This window comes from Brevundimonas sp. MEB006b, from assembly GCF_030209705.1.
In the GTDB taxonomy this organism is placed as follows: domain Bacteria; phylum Pseudomonadota; class Alphaproteobacteria; order Caulobacterales; family Caulobacteraceae; genus Brevundimonas.
On sequence record NZ_JARVRL010000006.1, the window covers coordinates 140,779 to 157,324 of the forward strand.

At 67.3% G+C, this 16,546-nt stretch carries 20 protein-coding genes and 1 tRNA gene; 9 read left to right on the top strand and 12 right to left on the bottom strand.

Annotation, left to right across the window (positions count from 1 at the left end; translation table 11 throughout):
* Positions 1–33: 33 nt before the first annotated feature.
* The 7 genes from QRN13_RS10335 to flgF form a co-directional block, all read right to left on the bottom strand.
* Positions 34–1,821, bottom strand: coding sequence for a DUF885 domain-containing protein (locus QRN13_RS10335; protein ID WP_284877851.1), 1,788 nt, complete (start codon positions 1,819–1,821; stop codon positions 34–36).
* 49 nt (positions 1,822–1,870) lie between these two features.
* Complete coding sequence (locus QRN13_RS10340) at positions 1,871–2,371, bottom strand: hypothetical protein (RefSeq protein ID WP_284877852.1); 501 nt, start codon at positions 2,369–2,371, stop codon at positions 1,871–1,873.
* 11 nt (positions 2,372–2,382) lie between these two features.
* Positions 2,383–2,808, bottom strand: a complete 426-nt coding sequence (locus tag QRN13_RS10345; protein WP_284877853.1) for a hypothetical protein — start codon at positions 2,806–2,808, stop codon at positions 2,383–2,385.
* Between the two features lie 145 nt (positions 2,809–2,953).
* Positions 2,954–3,676 (bottom strand): flagellar basal body L-ring protein FlgH, encoded by a 723-nt coding sequence (gene flgH / locus QRN13_RS10350; RefSeq protein ID WP_153922591.1) that lies wholly within the window; start codon positions 3,674–3,676, stop codon positions 2,954–2,956.
* Positions 3,677–3,688: 12 nt separating this feature from the next.
* A complete protein-coding gene (locus tag QRN13_RS10355; protein ID WP_502868591.1) occupies positions 3,689–4,303 on the bottom strand; it encodes a flagella basal body P-ring formation protein FlgA in 615 nt (204 codons plus the stop codon).
* 4 nt (positions 4,304–4,307) lie between these two features.
* Positions 4,308–5,096, bottom strand: coding sequence for a flagellar basal-body rod protein FlgG (gene flgG, locus QRN13_RS10360; protein WP_055754135.1), 789 nt, complete (start codon positions 5,094–5,096; stop codon positions 4,308–4,310).
* Positions 5,097–5,110: 14 nt separating this feature from the next.
* The gene (gene flgF / locus QRN13_RS10365; protein WP_284877854.1) at positions 5,111–5,851 is read right to left on the bottom strand and encodes a flagellar basal-body rod protein FlgF; all 741 of its coding nucleotides are present in this window, start codon (positions 5,849–5,851) and stop codon (positions 5,111–5,113) included.
* A gap of 179 nt (positions 5,852–6,030) precedes the next feature.
* On the opposite strand from flgF, the gene QRN13_RS10370 reads away from it, so the two are divergent.
* The 8 genes from QRN13_RS10370 to QRN13_RS10405 all read left to right on the top strand — a co-directional run bounded on the left by QRN13_RS10370 (position 6,031) and on the right by QRN13_RS10405 (position 11,467).
* Positions 6,031–6,705 (top strand): flagellar basal body-associated FliL family protein, encoded by a 675-nt coding sequence (locus QRN13_RS10370; RefSeq protein WP_284877855.1) that lies wholly within the window; start codon positions 6,031–6,033, stop codon positions 6,703–6,705.
* A gap of 2 nt (positions 6,706–6,707) precedes the next feature.
* Positions 6,708–7,751: a flagellar motor switch protein FliM gene (gene fliM / locus QRN13_RS10375; RefSeq protein WP_055803902.1), complete on the top strand. Its 1,044-nt coding sequence runs from the start codon at positions 6,708–6,710 to the stop codon at positions 7,749–7,751.
* Positions 7,751–8,332, top strand: a complete 582-nt coding sequence (locus QRN13_RS10380; protein ID WP_066552248.1) for a DUF6468 domain-containing protein — start codon at positions 7,751–7,753, stop codon at positions 8,330–8,332. The genes fliM and QRN13_RS10380 overlap by 1 nt, the downstream gene beginning before the upstream one ends.
* 17 nt (positions 8,333–8,349) lie before the next feature.
* Positions 8,350–9,270: a MotE family protein gene (locus tag QRN13_RS10385; RefSeq protein WP_284877856.1), complete on the top strand. Its 921-nt coding sequence runs from the start codon at positions 8,350–8,352 to the stop codon at positions 9,268–9,270.
* Positions 9,271–9,356: 86 nt separating this feature from the next.
* Positions 9,357–9,497, top strand: a complete 141-nt coding sequence (locus tag QRN13_RS10390) for a hypothetical protein (RefSeq protein ID WP_155965911.1) — start codon at positions 9,357–9,359, stop codon at positions 9,495–9,497.
* 96 nt (positions 9,498–9,593) lie between these two features.
* Positions 9,594–9,833: a DUF3297 family protein gene (locus QRN13_RS10395; protein WP_045810378.1), complete on the top strand. Its 240-nt coding sequence runs from the start codon at positions 9,594–9,596 to the stop codon at positions 9,831–9,833.
* Positions 9,834–9,876: 43 nt separating this feature from the next.
* Positions 9,877–11,322 carry a M20/M25/M40 family metallo-hydrolase gene (locus tag QRN13_RS10400; RefSeq protein WP_284877857.1) on the top strand — a complete coding sequence of 482 codons (1,446 nt, stop codon included), beginning with the start codon at positions 9,877–9,879 and terminating at the stop codon, positions 11,320–11,322.
* Positions 11,323–11,380: 58 nt separating this feature from the next.
* Positions 11,381–11,467, top strand: a tRNA-Leu gene (locus tag QRN13_RS10405).
* A 17-nt stretch (positions 11,468–11,484) separates the two neighbouring features.
* Here QRN13_RS10405 and QRN13_RS10410 read toward each other — a convergent pair.
* The gene (locus QRN13_RS10410) at positions 11,485–12,894 is read right to left on the bottom strand and encodes an SLC13 family permease (RefSeq protein WP_284878070.1); all 1,410 of its coding nucleotides are present in this window, start codon (positions 12,892–12,894) and stop codon (positions 11,485–11,487) included.
* Between the two features lie 88 nt (positions 12,895–12,982).
* Between QRN13_RS10410 and QRN13_RS10415 the strand changes: the two genes are divergently transcribed.
* Entirely contained in the window at positions 12,983–13,801 is an 819-nt protein-coding gene (locus QRN13_RS10415) for a hypothetical protein (RefSeq protein WP_284877858.1), read from the top strand.
* Between the two features lie 2 nt (positions 13,802–13,803).
* On the opposite strand, the gene QRN13_RS10420 is transcribed toward QRN13_RS10415, so the two are convergent.
* The 4 genes from QRN13_RS10420 to QRN13_RS10435 are packed head-to-tail and all read right to left on the bottom strand — an operon-like array spanning position 13,804 to position 16,539.
* Positions 13,804–14,433: a methyltransferase family protein gene (locus tag QRN13_RS10420; protein WP_284877859.1), complete on the bottom strand. Its 630-nt coding sequence runs from the start codon at positions 14,431–14,433 to the stop codon at positions 13,804–13,806.
* 11 nt (positions 14,434–14,444) lie between these two features.
* Positions 14,445–15,092 (bottom strand): tetratricopeptide repeat protein, encoded by a 648-nt coding sequence (locus QRN13_RS10425; RefSeq protein WP_284877860.1) that lies wholly within the window; start codon positions 15,090–15,092, stop codon positions 14,445–14,447.
* A gap of 27 nt (positions 15,093–15,119) precedes the next feature.
* On the bottom strand, positions 15,120–15,872 hold the full coding sequence (locus tag QRN13_RS10430; protein ID WP_284877862.1) for an SDR family NAD(P)-dependent oxidoreductase: 753 nt from the start codon (positions 15,870–15,872) through the stop codon (positions 15,120–15,122).
* The gene (locus QRN13_RS10435) at positions 15,862–16,539 is read right to left on the bottom strand and encodes an iron-containing redox enzyme family protein (protein ID WP_284877863.1); all 678 of its coding nucleotides are present in this window, start codon (positions 16,537–16,539) and stop codon (positions 15,862–15,864) included. Before QRN13_RS10435 ends, QRN13_RS10430 begins: the two co-directional genes overlap by 11 nt.
* Positions 16,540–16,546: the final 7 nt, after the last annotated feature.

Genomic DNA, 16,546 nt, shown 5'->3' on the forward strand with positions numbered 1-16,546 from the left:
TCCCCACGAAGCGGGGAAGAGACGACGCTTCTGCTACTTCGCCTTCTGCTCCGCGATCCAGGCGTCCATCCGCTGGTCCAGCAGCGCCAGCGGCAGCGGGCCCTCGACCAGCAGGGCGTCGTGGAAGGTGCGGACGTTGAACTTCGACCCCAGCTCCCGCTCGGCCCGCGCGCGGATTTCGCGCAGGCGGATTTCGCCGATCTTGTAGGCCGTGGCCTGGCCGGGCCAGCCGATGTAGCGCTGAAGCTCGGTCTCGATGTTGTGGGGCGCAAGGGCCGAGTTGTCGCGGAAACAGGCGCGGGCCTGTTCCTCGGTCCAGCCCATCCAGTGCAGGCCGGTGTCCGCGACAAGTCGGCAGGCGCGCCACATCTCATAGGACAGGCGGCCGAACCGTTCGTAAGGCGTGCGGTAGAAGCCCATCTCCTCGCCCAGATATTCGGCATACAGGCCCCAGCCCTCGGTATAGGCGCTGACATTGGCCTGACGGCGGAAATAGGGTTGGCCGGGCGCCTCCTGTTGCAAGGCGATCTGGAGGTGATGGCCCGGAACGGCCTCATGCAGGGTCAGGGCGGGCAACTCGTACAGCGGACGCTGATCCAGCTTGGACGTGTTGACGATGTAATGGGCCGAAACGCCGTTCTGCATCGAACCGCCGTTGTAGCGGCCGGTGGTGTAGTTTTCCTCGATCTGCGGCGGCACGGGCTGCACGTCGTAGGTCAGGCGGGGCAGGGTGGCGAACAGAGGCGGCAGGCCGCCGTCCGCGCGCTTGGCCATCTCCGACGCCTGCTGCAACAGGGCCTCGCGGCTGGTCGCATAGAACTGAGGATCGGAGCGCAGGAAGTTCAGGAAGCCGGCGAAGTCGCCGGCCCAGCCCGACGCTTTCATTTCCACATCCATGCGGGCGCGGATGCGGGCGACCTCGTCCAGACCGATCTGGTGGATCTGGTCCGGCGTCAGGTCAGTCGTGGTGTGGCCGCGCACCAGATAGGCATAGAGGTCCTTGCCGCCGGGCCGATTGCCGATGCCCGGCTGTACCGGAGCCTTGGGCAGATAGTCGCTCTCGAGGAAGGTTCGCCAAGCTTGGCGTGCGGGAAGGATCGTTTCCGAAACCGCCGCGGTCGCCGCTGCGGTAAGACGAGCCTTATCCGCTTGAGACACGGTGGACGGCAGGGTGGCCAAGGGCTTCAGCAGCGGCTCGGCGTCCGGCTTGATCGCCACATCGTTTCGCGCCAGCGTCAGGGCGCTTTCGGTTACGGACCGAGCCTGGACCAGGCCGGTGTCCAGGCCGCGCCGGGCATTGGCGGTCGTCTGGGCGTAGATTTGGCCGAAGCCCCGGATACGCTTGATGTAGGCCTCGGCCTCCGCGACCGAGTTCAGGCGCGTGCTGCCGCCGACATAGAGCGCCCAGGTTCCAGGGCCGCCTTCGGAGTCGAACGCCAGGCGGCTGGTGTCGTAATCCAGCCCTTCGAGACTGCGGTTGAGCGTATAGAGCAGGAAGGCGTGGTTGATGCCGCCGCCGTGGGAAAGACTTGCCGGGTCGATGGCCGCCAACCGCCGCACGAACCCTTGCAGCGGCGCGCGCTGGGCCAGTTCGAACTCCCGCGACAGGTCAGGCACCCGCCCCATCGCCTCGACATCGCCCTCTCCGCCTGCCGAGATCGGATCGACCGACTTCAGATAGGTCTCGTAGTCAGCGATGACGGCGTTCAGCGCGGCGTCTGCCGGGGCGGTTGCGACGGCAGCGGGCGGCGTCTGCGCGACGGCCGCAACCGGCGAGCCAGCCGCAAGCATGGCTGCAACAGCCAGATAAGAAATCTTCATGACGCCCCTCCTGTCAGGAGGGGCACGCAAGCCGAGCAGCGCCGATGCGTCAACCGCAGACGGTGAAGAACCGCTCGATTTGCACCTTTGCGGCGGGATGGGCGGCGTAGACGTGACGTTCGTCGTCAGCCCAGGCGGCGATCCAGCCCAGACGTCGGAAGCGCTGGAAGACCGGATCCTTGGTCTTGGCCTGCGCCGTTAGCAGTTCGCCGTCATGCACAACGGCTGGTTCAGATGCGGCGCGATAGCGCTCGGTGTCGCCGCCGGATTCCAAATAGATTTCGCGGCCCGGCTTGTCGCTCGAGGCCGTCAGTTCCAGCGCGCTCGACCCCACCTGACAGGCGAGCCGAAGTTTGACTTCGTCGCTATTGGCGACGCCGTAGGCCAGCATGGCCTCCTGCCCATCGGTGTTCAGGAACCAGTCGTAACCGGGCGTGGGCGCGGGCGCTGATGCGGTCGCTGCCGAGCCGGCTGCGGGCATCGGGGCCTGGGTCGCGCAAGCGGCGAGCGCCGACACGGCGATCAAGGCTGATATCAAGCGAAGACGCATGCGTGAGTTCCTCAGCCGGCGCAGCGATCGGCGAAGCGACGCAGCTTGGCCATGTGCGGACGTTCGACGGTGATCGTGTTGGCGTCGTCGCCGACGGCGATTGTCATCCGGCCGTTCGCGACGAAGGCGGAAAAGGCGGGGTGATCGACGGGGATCGCCGTCTCCAGCTTGCCGCCACGCCCGATGCGCGCCTCGCTGGTCGCCGTCGACCCGCCTGAGGTGATACGCGCAAATCCGGCGGACGCATCCTCGCCATAGACCGCGACCGAAACCGCGCCCGAACCCGGTAGGCATTGCAACGTGGCGCGCAGGCTGGCGGTGTCGGGGATGTCGTTGGCCAGCACCATCGGTCCCTCGCCCTCGTACAGGCTCCAGGTCCAGCCTGCGCCGGGCGCAGTCTGTATCGCGGCCGCCATCAGGGCGGAGAGTATCAGCATCATGTGTCAGCCCCCGCCGACGACGCGCAGCGCCGCGTCGTCTTCAATGTCGTCAGACGCGGCTGGAACCGCAAGAGATCAGACGACCACATTCACTCTGAACGCGGTTATCCGTCCGCAGTTCAACCAGCAGGGTTAGCCCGCGTCAGAACGGGCTGAAGCGTTCAGCCAGCGCCTGACCCACGGGCGGGGCCTGGACGCGGCTGACGTCGCCGCGACCGCCGTAGGAGATGCGCGCCTCGGCGATCTGGGTGTGGTTGATGGCGTTGGCCGATGAGATGTCTTCGGGGCGGACGATGCCAGCGACGGTCAGTTCGCGGACCTCGCGGTTGGTGCGCACTTCCTGCCGACCCTGGATCACCAGATTGCCGTTGGCCAGGACGTCGGTGACGACGGCGGCGATGGTCAGCGACACCTTCTCGGCGCGGGTGACCGAACCATTGCCCGACGATTTAAGATCGCCTTCCATGCCGACCATCTTCGACGGATCGAAGCCGCCGGGGAAAGCCCGGCCCAGGCTGCTTTCCAGGCCGAACAGATTGCTGACGCCGGCATTGATCTCGTTGGAGCGCGAGCGCTGGGTCGAGTTCTGCGTCTGGGCGCGATCGTCGATGTCGATCTTGACCGTCAGGATGTCGCCGATGTGGCGCGCGCGCTGGTCGCCGAAGAAGGTGCGGGCGCCCGTGCGCCACAGGCTGTTGGCGCTGGCCGGCGCAGTCTCGCGCGCGGGCAGATAGGCCTGCTGCGCCGGGATCAGAGCGGCGGGATAGCCGATGGGGGCCAGTTCCGGACCGCGCACCGTTTCGGCGACGGTCGAGCAGGCGGCGAGCGGGGCGAAGGCGGCGAGGATCAGGACGGCTTTACGCATGACTTGGATTCCCTAGCGGGCGGCGAACTGTTGGGGATTGGCGCGGGCCATGTCGGCGCCGGGGCCGGCGATGGCTTGGCCGGGACCGGAGGCGACCGCATCGATGACGCGGTTGGAGGTGGTGTTCATGATGGCCACTGGTTCGCCCAGACCGGCGCTGCGCATGGCCTTGCCCATGACGGCCAGGTTCACGCCGCCGACCTGATAGGTGACGCGCACCATATCGTTGCGGGCGATGACCTGCGGCGCGGCGCCGGGACGATAGGCGGCGCGGGCGATAGGTTGGGCAGCCTGGATGGCGTCCGTCGGCGCGGCTTCGGCCACGGTCTGAACCGGTCCGGCCGAACGGCGCACGGCGACGCGGCGCAGGCCGTTGGGATTGCTCCAGTCAAGGCCCGCCTGACGCGCCTGGGCCTGAAGCTGACCGGCGTCCAGCACGACCGAGGGACCGACGCGTTCGGCGACGGCGACATTGGCCGCAGCGCCCGCGCCCTCGAAGATATCGCCCAGGGTGACGCGACCGTCGTCATCCACGGGGTTTGCGCGCAGCACGACCGGATTTGCGAGGGCGGCGCTGGCGAAGGCGCTGACGGCGGCGGCGAGCAGCAGGGAACGGATCATGGTCATGGCCCTAGCCCTTCACTTGCGAGGCGACGGACAGCATCTGGTCGGCGGTGCTGATGACCTTGGAGTTCATCTCATAGGCGCGCTGCGCCACGATCAGGGCGCTGATTTCAGCGACCGCATCGACGTTCGACGCCTCGGTGTAGGACTGCATGATCTGGCCGTAGCCCGCGTCGCCGGGCGTCCCGACGATCGCCGGCCCGGATGCGGCGGTTTCCAGCAACAGGTTGTCGCCGATGGCTTCCAGTCCGGCTTCATTGAAGAAGCTGGCCAGTTCGATCTGCCCGACCGTGGTTGGGGCGGGCTGTCCGGCCTGGGTCACCTGAACCAGACCGGTCTTGGAGATCGATACCTTGGTCGCGTCCTGCGGGATGGTGATCGCCGGCTCCAGCAGATAGCCGTCGTCGGTCACCATCTGGCCTTCTGGATTGACCTGCAGATTGCCGGCGCGGGTGTAGGCCTTTTCGCCAGAAGGCAGGCTGATCTGGAAATAGCCTTTGCCGTCGATAGCCATGTCGTACGGGTTGCCGGTCGCCTGGGGTGTGCCCTGTTCGGTGATCCGATAGACGGCCCCGGCCTTGACGCCTGCGCCGATCTGGATGCCGGTCGGAACGACGGTGCCTGAGGCCGAGGACTGGGCCCCCATGCGTTCGACGTTCTGGTACAGCAGGTCCTGGAACTCGGCGCGCTGCTTCTTGAAGCCCACCGTGTTCATGTTGGCGATGTTGTTGGAGATGACCTCCACGTTCAGCTGCTGGGCGGCCATGCCCGAGGCTGCGGTTCTCAGAGCGCGCATGTTCCGGCTCTCCCTTAAGCGGCCTTGCCGAGGCGCTCGACGGCGCGACGGCTCAGGTCTGTGGTGTTTTCGATCAGCTTGGAAATGCTCTCGTAGGCGCGGCTGATCTCGATGAGATTGGTGATTTCTATCAACGGATTGACGTTGGAGGACTCCAGCGAGCCCTGATGAACCTGGGCATCGGCGGCCTCGATCGGCTGGGCGTTGGACTTGTTTCGGTAGAGGCTGTCGCCGCCCTTTTCGAGCACGCCCAGCGTATCGAAACGCACGACCGACAGCCGGCCGGTGACCTGTCCGTTCTGGGTGATGGTGCCGTCGGCGCCGACGCTGGGCGCGCCAAGCGCGGGGTCCAGCACGATCTCCGCGCCGCCGCCAAGGACGGCCTGACCCTGTTTGATGGTCAGACGCCCTTCCGGGTCCAGGGTGAAGGCGCCGTCGCGGGTGTAGGCCTCGCCGTTGGCGCCATCACGCACGGTGAAGAAGGCGCCCTCGCCGGAAATGGCGAAGTCCAGCGAGCGGCCGGTCTGCTGCATCGAGCCTTGGCCGAAGTCGCGGCCGACCCCATTGTCCAGCACGAAGCTGGCCGACGGGCGGATCGAGTCGTTGCGCGCCCGCTGCCCGATCTCGGTTCCGAGCATCAGCTGCTCGACCTTGAAGCCGGTGGTGTTGGCGTTGGCGACGTTGTTGGCCACGATGTCCAGTTCGCGACGCAGCGTCATCTGGCGTGACAGTCCGATATAGGCGGCGTTTTCCACGAGAGGCGTGCTCCTTCGCCTCAGCCTCTCGCAACGGCCATGCCAACAGGGTTAATTCAGGCGGAATGCGGGTTTGAGCGGATCAGGTCGCTTCCGACCCGGCAAATCCTGCCCATTGTAAACGTCGCGTTAACCAAACCGGACGATCCTCGCCATGAGAGAGTCTCCGGGGCGCGCGCATGTTCAAGTTCGGCAAGAAGAAGGGTGCGCCTGCGGCCGACGCCGACGCCAACCTGCCGGCGGTGACCGAAGGCGAGGTCCCCGAGGGTGACGCCGCCGCGCCTAAGAAAAAGAAAATCCCGCTGCTGTTCATCATCGCGCCGGTCGCCTTGCTGGTGCTGGGCGGCGGAGGTGCGGCCGCTTTCTTCATGCTGAAGCCCAAGCCTGCCGAAGCGCACGGCGCCGAAGCCGAAGCCGGCCACGGAGAAGAGAAGGCCGACAAGAAGGCCGAGGGCAAGGAAGAGAAGAAGGAAGGCGGCGGTCACGGCGGAGGCGGCAAGGAAGGCGAGGCCGATCCTGCGCTGGGCGTCATCGCCGAGGGGCCGGATGGTGTCACCTTCTACACCCTGCCCGACATGGTGATGAACATCCAGTCGCCCGACGGCCGTCCGACCTTCCTGAAGCTGAAGCTGACGCTGGAGATGCAGGACGCTGAGGTGGCGACCCATCTGCAGGGAGAGATGCCGCGTCTGCAAGACATGTTCACCGGCTTCGTGCGCGAACTGCGCCCTGAGGACCTCAGCGGCTCGGCCGGCACCTATCAGCTGCGCGCGGAGATCCTGCGCCGCGTCAATCTGATCGCCGCTCCGGGCAAGGTCGACGCCGTGCTGATCGAAGAAATGCTGGTGCAATAGGCATGACCGACGCGGCGCAACTCGATCCGTTCGGCGGTCTGGGCGATCCTGGCGACGCCCTGTCCGAACGGGTCCTGAACCAGGATGAGATCGACAGCCTGCTGGGCTTCGATCTGGGCGACGACGACGGCTCTGAACGCTCGGGCATCCGGGCCATCATCAACTCCGCGCTCGTCAGCTACGAGCGTCTGCCGATGCTGGAGATCGTGTTCGACCGCTTGGTGCGGTTGATGACGACCAGCCTTCGCAACTTCACCTCCGACAACGTCGAAGTCAGCCTGGACAATATTTCGTCTATCCGGTTCGGCGACTATCTGAACTCAATCCCGCTGCCGGCCATCCTGGCGGTGTTTCGCGCCGAGGAGCTGGACAACTACGGCCTGCTGACGGTCGATTCCAACCTGATCTATTCGATCGTAGATGTGCTTCTGGGCGGTCGTCGCGGCACGGCGGCGCTGCGCATCGAAGGTCGGCCCTACACGACCATCGAGCGGGTGCTGGTGCAGCGGATGGTCGAGGTCGTGCTGAACGACGCCCGCCAGGCGTTCGAGCCCCTGACCCCGGTCCACTTCAACCTGGACCGGCTGGAGACCAACCCGCGCTTCGCCGCCATCGCGCGTCCCGCCAACGCCGCCATCCTGATCAAGCTGCGGATCGACATGGAGGACCGTGGCGGCCGCATCGAACTGCTGCTGCCCTATGCGACGCTGGAGCCGATCCGCAAGATGCTGCTGCAGCAGTTCATGGGTGAGAAGTTCGGCCGCGACAACATCTGGGAAGGCCACTTGGCCACCGAGATCTGGACGACCGAAACCGAAGTCCGCGCGGTCCTGGACGAACAGCAAATGCCTCTGTCCAGCGTGCTGAACCTCAAGGTCGGCGACACGATGATGCTGAACGCCACGCCGGATTCCGAGGTTTCGATCCGCGCCGGCTCCATTCCGCTGACCACCGGCCGCATGGGTCGCAAGGGACAGCACATCGCCATACGCGTCGAAGGGCCGGTCAATCCGGAAGTCGCCGCCCGCCTGGGAGTGAACATCTGATGGCCGGAATGATTATGGACGGCGTGCTGATGGTGCTGCTGATCGCGGCGGTCGGTTACGGCATCAAGCTGGAACGCAAGCTGGCCGCCCTGCGCGCCGGACAGCTGGCCTTCGCTCAGGCCGTCACCGAACTGAACGCCGCCGCCGGCCGCGCCGAAAATGCGCTCGCCACCCTTCGGGCCTCTGGTCAGGAAACGGATCTGCTGCACGACCGGATTATCAAGGCGCGTGAGGTCAAGGCCCAGCTGGAGACCCTGATCGCCCGCGCGCCGGCCATGGCGCCGGCGCGGATCGTCGAGGAAGAACCCGCCCGTCGCGCACCCCCGGCCGCCCTGGCTCCGGCGCCGGCCGCAACCGAAGACGAGGAGCGGGCTGAGCGCATGGCCGCTCTGGCGCAACGCATCCAGGGACTGGCCAGTCCCTCTTCGAACCGTCGCAATGAAGCGGCTGCGCCCGCCGGGCGCGACAATGTCGCCGCCATCGTTCAGGCCCTGACGGCCGGACGCTCCGCTAACCATTCCGCCAAACAAAGCCTCAACGCCGCGCGTCGTAATCTCGACGACGACCTGTTCGCCGCCTGAGTTCGGAACCCCATTTCATGGCCCGCCTTCCCCGCATCCTGCCCCTGATCGCCATCGCCATCGGCGGGGTCGTCGCCGTGCGCGCCGTCGGCGTCGCGCCGGGCCTGTTCGACGGGGCCAGGGCCTGGGCCGAGGAGGCGGTTCCCGCTTCGGCCGGCGCGCCGCCCAAGCCGGCTCTGCCCGGAACCTGTTCCGCCTTGTCTCCCGAACAGCTGGCCCAGCAGGCCGGGATTTCGCCGGCCGAGCTGAAGATCATTCAGTCGTTGTCGCAGCGCCGCGCAGCGCTGGATGCACGGGATCAGGACTTCGCCACCACCCTGCCGCTGATGGTCGCCGCCGAGCAGAAGCTGGACGCCAAGGTCAAGGCGCTGGAAGCCTTGAAGGCCGAGATGAAACAGATGCTCGGCCAGGTCGACGAGCGCGAGAAGGCCGAGATCGATCGTCTGGTTCAGGTCTATTCCGCCATGCGTCCCAAGGAGGCCGCCCCGGTCATGGCCGCGCTGGAGGACCGGGTGCGCCTGCCGGTCGCCGCCGCCATGCGTCCGCGCACCCTGGCCGCCATCATGGCCCAGATGAGCGCGCCGCAAGCCAAGGAACTGACCGAAAAGCTCGCCGCCCGGTTCCAGGCCCAGCAGATGGCCGCTCGCGCCGCCGCCGCCGAAGCCACGCCCCCTCCGGCTGCTACGCCTACCGCTGCTGCGCCAGCCGCCACGACCCCGCCCGCGACACCGACGGCTCAGCCCGCCGCCGCCCCGACGACCCGTCCGACGCCGCGCCCGGCCGCCAACCGTCCCGCTGCGCGACCGGCGGCTCGCCCGGCCGCGACTCCGGCGCGCCGTCCCGCCGCCACGCCTGCGGCGGCTCCCGCCGCGACAGGCCCGCAGGCCTATCAGCCGTCAGCGGCCCCCAACGCCCAGCCCCGGCAAACTGTGCAGTAACCTTAAGTGTAATCTCGACGCTGACGTTTCGTCTCGACAGCGGGCGCTGTCCGACCAATGATCTTCGAACGCTCCGTCAGAGAGCGATGACATCGAGGATCCGCGCCATGATCGGCGAACTGCTTTACGTGGCGCACCGCATGCGCCGGGCCATCATACTCGCCGTTCCGGCGGTCGGAACCGTGATGATGGCCGCCGTCGCCCAGCACTATCACCTGCTGCCGTAAGGTCTTCGAGCCCGCTTTCCGCCCGGTTTCGGATTGGCAGGGCGCGCCAGCGCGTCTATCACCGCGCCTTCCCGAGATCTGAGCCCGACCAACGCCATGTCCGACACGCCCCCCGATCGCCTTTCGGTCGACCCGTCCAGCCCGCATCACGACGCCGAGGTCCTGCAACGCGGCGTCGGCATTCGCTTCAAGGGCGAAGAGAAGACCAATGTCGAGGAATACTGCGTGTCCGAAGGCTGGGTGCGTCTGGCGCTCGGCAACCGCGTGGATCGCAAGGGCAAGGCCCTGACCGTGAAACTGCAGGGTCCGGTCGAACCCTATTTCCAGAACGACTGAACCTACCTAGGGTCCGGCTCTCATCTGAGTCCGGAGCCTGCTTATGTCCATCCGTCTGCTGACCGCCAGCGCCGTCGCCCTGGGTCTTGTCGCGTTTACCCCCGCGGCCCATGCTCAGGATGCGGCGACGGTGCAGCAGGCGATCGTGGTGCGCGACGCCGCGATGCGCTCGAACGTCGCCATGGACTATGTCACCCAGCTGACGACGCGGTTCGGCGCGCGCCCGGCGGGTTCGCGCTCCGAGCAGCAGGCCGCCGCTTGGGCAGCCGACTATCTGCGCGCCAACGGCTTCCAGAACGTCCGCATCGAAGAATTCCCACTGGTCGGCTGGGAGCGGGGCGAAAGCTCGGCCGCCATCGTCGGCGACAACGCCCAGGCCCTGGTCGCTGCGGCTCTGGGCCACTCGCCGGCCACGCCGAGGGGCGGCGTCGAGGCGGAGATCGTGCGCTTCTCGACCTTCGAAGACCTGCAGGCCGCGCCCGAGGCCGCCGTCCGCGGCAAGATCGTCTATGTCGATCTGGGCCAGATGCACCCGATGCAGGACGGCTCGGGCTATGGTCCCCAGACCCGCGTGCGCGGCGCCGGCCCCGGCGTGGCGGCGGCCAAGGGCGCGGCGGCCTTCGTCATGCGCTCGGTCGGCTCTGACGAGGACCGGATGCCGCACACCGGCACCACCCGCTATGTCGACGGCAAGCCGACCATTCCCGCCTTCGCCCTGGCCGCGCCCGACGCCGATCAGGTCAGCCGCCTGGTTGCCCTGGGCCAGCCGGTGCGCATGCGCCTGACCTCGACCGCCCGTACCTATCGCACCACCAGTCAGAATGTGATCGGCGATCTGCCGGGCGCCACGCGCCCCGACGAGATCATCGTGCTGGGCTCCCACATGGATAGCTGGGACCTGGGCACCGGCGCCATCGACGACGGGGCAGGGGGCGCCATCACCGTCGCCGCCGCCAAGGCCATCGCGGACAGCGGCCGCCGCCCGGCCCGCACCCTGCGCGTCATCTTCTACGGTTCGGAAGAAGTGGCCCAGCCGACCGCCCAGACCGGCAACGGCGGCGGCGTCTACGCGCGTGGCCAGGGCGTGGCGCTGGACAAGCACATCATCGCCGGCGAGAGCGATTTCGGCGCCGATCGCGTCTATGCCCTGCGCCTGCCCGCCGGCGCGCAAGGCTCGGACTTCCAGAAGGCCGCGACGCGAGTGCTGTATCCCATCGGCGTCCTGGCGTCGGATCGTGTCGAGACCGAAGGCGGCGTCGACGTCGGACCGATGGGCCCCCTGGGCGTGCCCTTCTTCGGCCTGGCCCAGGACGGAACCCGCTATTTCGATCTGCACCACACCGCCAACGACACGCTCGACAAGATCGACCCGGCGCAGCTGAACCAGAACGTCGCCGCCTGGGCGGGCCTGCTGTGGCTGATCGCCGATTCGGACGTGGACTTTCGGGCAATGAAGCCCGCGACCATGCCGGCGACCCCGACACGCTGACGACTTGGAGACCCGGCCCGGTTCCGTCTATAGGAGCCGAACCGGGCCAGACCGGGCTGCGGGCGTGGCGAAACTGGTAGACGCAGCAGACTTAAAATCTGCCGGACGAAAGTCCTTGCCGGTTCAAGCCCGGCCGCCCGCACCACTACGACTGCCACTCGATCAGAACGGGAAGAAGATCGGGATGGCGACCATGGCGGCGATCCAGGTGATCAGGTTCAAAGGCAGGCCGACGCGGACGAAGTCCATGTAGCTATAGCCGCCCATGTTGAAGACCAGCACATTGGTCTGATAGCCGAATGGGGTGGCGAAGGCGGCCGAGGCCGCCATCATGACGCACACCAAAAAGGGGCGGGGGTCCACGCCGAGACTTTCGGCCAGGGCCACGGCGATGGGGGTAATCAAAACCGCGACAGTGGCGTTGGACAGCAGTTCGGTGGCGAACAGCGTCACGCCGTAAAGTACGATTAAGGCGCCCAGCGGCCCCAGGGGCCGGATCACGCCGATCAGACGATCTGCGCCGGCGGACGCCAGCCCCGTGACCTCAATGGCCGTGCCGACCACGACCATGCCGGCGATCAGCAAAAGGATTTCAGGGCGCAGTCCGGCATAGGCCTCTTCGGGCGTAATGACGCGCAACAGGATCAAGCCGACGGCTCCGGCGAAGGCCGAGGCGGCGATCGGCGCCCACCCCAGCGCCGCCGACAAGATCACCAGGACAAACACGCCAAGCGAGATCGCAGCCGGCCTCAGCCGCAGCGGACGATCGGCGGCGCCATACAGTTCAACGTCGCCAAGATGCGCATCGCCCGATCCATCGACCTGGTTTCGTGATCCGCCCAGGCGCGGCAGGCCGAACGGCAGCAGGCGCTTGCGACGATTGATGGCCTCGGCCTCTGCGCGGCGACGCGCCTCTTCCATTTCCGCCAGGCGCGCGGTTTCCGCCTCATCCCTGGCGACCGATCGACCCAGCTGGCGCGCACCCACGAAATAGAGCCACAGGCCGCCGACGACCGCGATGGCCAGACCCACGGGGGTGATCTCGAACAGGCCGAAGACCGGCTGGCCGGCGTTGCGGGCCATGTCGTTGACGAGCAGGTTGGTCGAGGTGCCGATCAGCGTCAGCAGACCGCCCATGACCGTGACGTGGCTGAGCGGCATCAGAAAGCGTTTGGGCGACAGGCGCAGCGACTGGGCGACGTCGCGGATCACCGGCGCGGCCAAAACCACCACAGGGGTGTTGTTCAGAAAGCCGCCGACCGAACCGCACAGGCCGATGACGATCCAGATGCCCCGGGCGCCGATCCGGGCGGAAAGCTGCGTCGCCTGTCGGATCAACCAGCCCAAGAGGCCGGACAGTTCAATGGCGTAGGCGATGACGAACAGGCCTGCCAAAGCGATGACGGCGGGACTGGCGAAGGCGCCCTGCACCTCGACCGGCCGCACGACGCCCAACAGCAGAAGGACGGCGGCGCCGGTCAAGGCGACGACGTCGGCCCGCATCTTGCCATGGATCAGGACGCCCACGACGGCGACGAGCACGGCGAGGGCGGCGATCTGGTCGAAAGTCATGATGCTGTGCAGACCGTCCCCCATCGTTCGCGTCAACCTTTTCGGGTCAGCGCATCCCCCTCAGCGGTTCGCGTGTTAGAGTGGTTCCATGCTCGAAACGATTGCGTCGCCTCGGTCTTCGATAGTCGCGCTTGCGGCGTCCCTGCTGGCGCTCGCCGGCTGCCAGCGTGAGCCGCAGCCTGCGCCCGCTCCGGACAAAAAATCCGAAACGCCGCCGGTCGTGACGGTCGCGCCAGCGCCGGTCCTGGACCGCGCCGGCCTGCTTGAGGCCATGGACATCGCCGCCTCGGCCTTCGCCGCAGGGCGCGAGGTCGGGGGCGCGTCTCTGGCCGGGCGACGCTTTGTCGTCCGCCAGGCCTTTGGCTGCGGGGCGCCCAACGACGCCGCCGAAGCTGCGGCCGATGGGCAGGCGACAGTCTACTGGGCGAAGGATGGTCAGAGCCTGAAGTTCAGCCTGGCGCCGGCGGATTGGCTACGGTCCGGCCTGATCGGAAACGACGACAGCAGCCTGGAGGCGGCCGAAGGCTTCTGGTTGGCCCGGCCGTGGCTGCGCACCGAGGCCTGCCCGGCGATTGCGCCCGGCGCCTCGCCTTCAAGCCAGGCCTCGCCTCAAACTTCGGGGCTGGCCGCCGTATTCAAGCCGAACGGCGCGCGGACCGGCCGTCGAAACGGCCGTGCCTATGAGTTCACCCTGCGCGGCGAGGATGGCCAGCCGCCTGCGCCATCAGCACAGGGCTATCGTCTCGTGCTGGAAGGCCGGATGACCACCTTCGCCGACGGCCGCGCCATCCACTGTCGTACGGCAGCCCCTGATCAACGGCCGGTCTGCATCGGCGCGGCGCAATTCGATCGCGTCGCCTTCCAAGACGCCGACGGCCAGACGCTCAGCGAATGGCGCGACGGTTAGGGCTAGAACAGGCTGATCGGAAAGCCGATCAACCCTGATGACTGCAGGTGCTCGATGCCTTCCATCACGGGGAGGGCGGCGAGGAAGACCAGGCCGTCGCGCAGGGTGCGGACGAAGAAGGCGGGACGGATGGTCAGTTCCTCGGCGTCGCGCCAGCGGGCGGGATTGGGCAGGAAGCGCGGCGTGCGGGCGCAGTAGGCGGCATAGGGCGCGCCGAAATGTTCGGCCAGCCAGGCCTCTTCGCGACCGACCGTGCGCAGGAAGACCAGAAAGGTCGCCACGGCGAAGATGGCGCCGATCGTCACGCTGCCGGTCTGGGTGCCGACGCCGAAGGCGCCGGTGAAGCTGAAGACATACAACGGGTTGCGCGTGATGGAATAGGGGCCACGATCGACGATCTCGGCCTTCTTGCGTCCGCCGATATAGAGCGAGCACCAGGCGCGGCCGACGATGGCGACGATGATGGCGGCCAGGCCCAAGCCTTCGACGCCCTCATGCCATTCGCCGTCGAGGACGGCGACCGATCGGACGCTGGCGGTCAGGACGATGAGGGCCAACAGCACAAGACCGGCGAACCATTTGCGACGGCGTTGAACGACGTCGAGCGACAGGGCGGGGGGAACAGGGCTCATGATGGATCTGTTCAGTGATGCTGCTGGGCGCGGACGAGCAGGGCGCGGGCCTCGGCCTTGCGACCGCGGTCGGCGACGGCGCGACCGGGACGGGCGGGGGCGTCGATGGCCTTCTGTAGATAGCGGGCGGCGCCGTTCCAATCGTGTTCACGCACCAGCAGATCGCCCATGAAGAAGTTGGCGTCGACGTCGTTGGGCGCCATGGCCAGACCGCGCTGGAGGTAGTCGCGGGCGCGCTGACGGTTGCCGAAGCCGATCGGGGCGCCCGGCACCTGGGCGTAAAGCGAACCGAGGCTGACATAGACCGAGCCGTTCAGCGCGCGCGGATTGATCCGCTCGGCCTGTTCCAGTTCGGTGCGCGCCTCACGCACGAGGCCCAGGGCGCCGATGCCGCCCTTCAATCCCGCTTCCGAAGCGGTGATGATGGCGTCCCAGACCAGAGGTTCGGCGCGGTTGGGGCATTGGGCCACGACGGCGTCGGCCTGGGTGTTCAGTCGCGCCATTTCCGCCATTCGAACGCCTTGCGGGACCTCGAAATTCACATGGTCCCACGACTGCTGGAGACCGCGCGCGCGGTCGTCGCAGGCGTCGGCATCGGCGACGGAGGCGACCGTCAGGGGGGCGGCCATCAGGGCCAGGGCGAACAGGGCGGTCTTCATGGCGTGTCTCTCCTTTTGTTCTGTGGTTCAGCCGGCGAACAGGGCGCGGGCCTTCAGGTCGTTGGACTTCAGGGCCCCGTCGATCAGGCCGGGCGCCAGGGCGTTGAGGCGGACGAACAGGCTTTCGGGGAAGCCGAGATAGACGTCGCGGCGATCTGAGCGGATGGCGGCGACGATGCGGTCGGCGATCGGGTCCGGATCGTCCACGGCCATGCCGGTCAGACGCGCATATTCGTCGACCTTGGCGGAGTTGAACGGCGTAGCCACTGCGCGGGGCGCGACATAGGTGACGCCGACGCCCGTGCCGGCCAGTTCGCGACGCAACGATTGGCTGAGCGCCCGCATCCCGGCCTTGGCGCTGGAATAGCTGGCGAAGTGGGCGAAGTTGATCGAGCCGAAGATCGATCCGACGTTGGCGATCTGGCCGTGCTTGCGAGCCTTCATGCCGGGCAGGACGGCCTGGGCCAGACGCGCCGGCGCGACCAGATTGACCATATAGGTCGCCAGCAGATGCTCGGGCGTCTGCTGCTCCAGCGGGCCGAAATGCTGGATGCCGGCGATATTGATCAGAATGTCCCAGGCGCGGCCGCTGGCCTGTTCGGCGACGCTGTCGAGGCCCTGCGGAGTGGACAGGTCGCCCACCAGGGTGAGATGGCCCGCCACCGGCGCGCGGGCGACGATCGTGACCCGACCGCCCTCGCGCTCGATCCGCTCGACCACGCGACGTCCCAAGGCGCCGGAGCCGCCGGTGATCAGGATGTTGCGATCCTCAAACTGCATCGACCGTCTCCCGCGATGCGATGTGGGGGATGGAGGCGAAGACCCCGCCGAACAGGCCGAACATCACCTTGGCCATGTGGACGATGGCGGCGCGGTCGTCGGCGTCCGACACTCCGTCCAGCAGTTGCTTGAGGAACAGGATGTGATCCTGATCCAGAGCCCCGTGGGAAATCAGATAGGTGAAGGCGGCGGGCGGGAGGCCGAGGCTCTGTTGCACGGCCTCGGCGCCGACGCTGGCCAGCTGAATGCTGGTGCCCTCCAGCACATAGACCATGCCGAAAAAGGCCATCGGATTGATGCGCTGGATGGTGTCATAGGCATAGGCCACCATCAGTTCGGTCGCGACGTTCGGGCCGTGCTGCACGGTCTGATCGGGGTCGCCGCCGGCGGCGCGGATGTCGTTCAGGATCCACTGCTCGTGGCCGGTTTCCTCGGCGATGTAGTCGTCGAGCGCGGCCTTGAAGACGGCGTGGTCATCGTTCAGCCGCGCCCGGGCGGCCTGCATCAGCGGCACGGTGTGGCGGACGTGGTGATAGGCCTGGGCCAAATAGGCGACGTAGGTGTCGCGGCTGATGCGGCCGGCCAGACCATCCGTGATCTGAGGGATGGCGGCGAAGGCGGCCCGCTCGGTTGCGGTCGCGGCGACCAGGGATTCAAAAAACGACATGCGAACT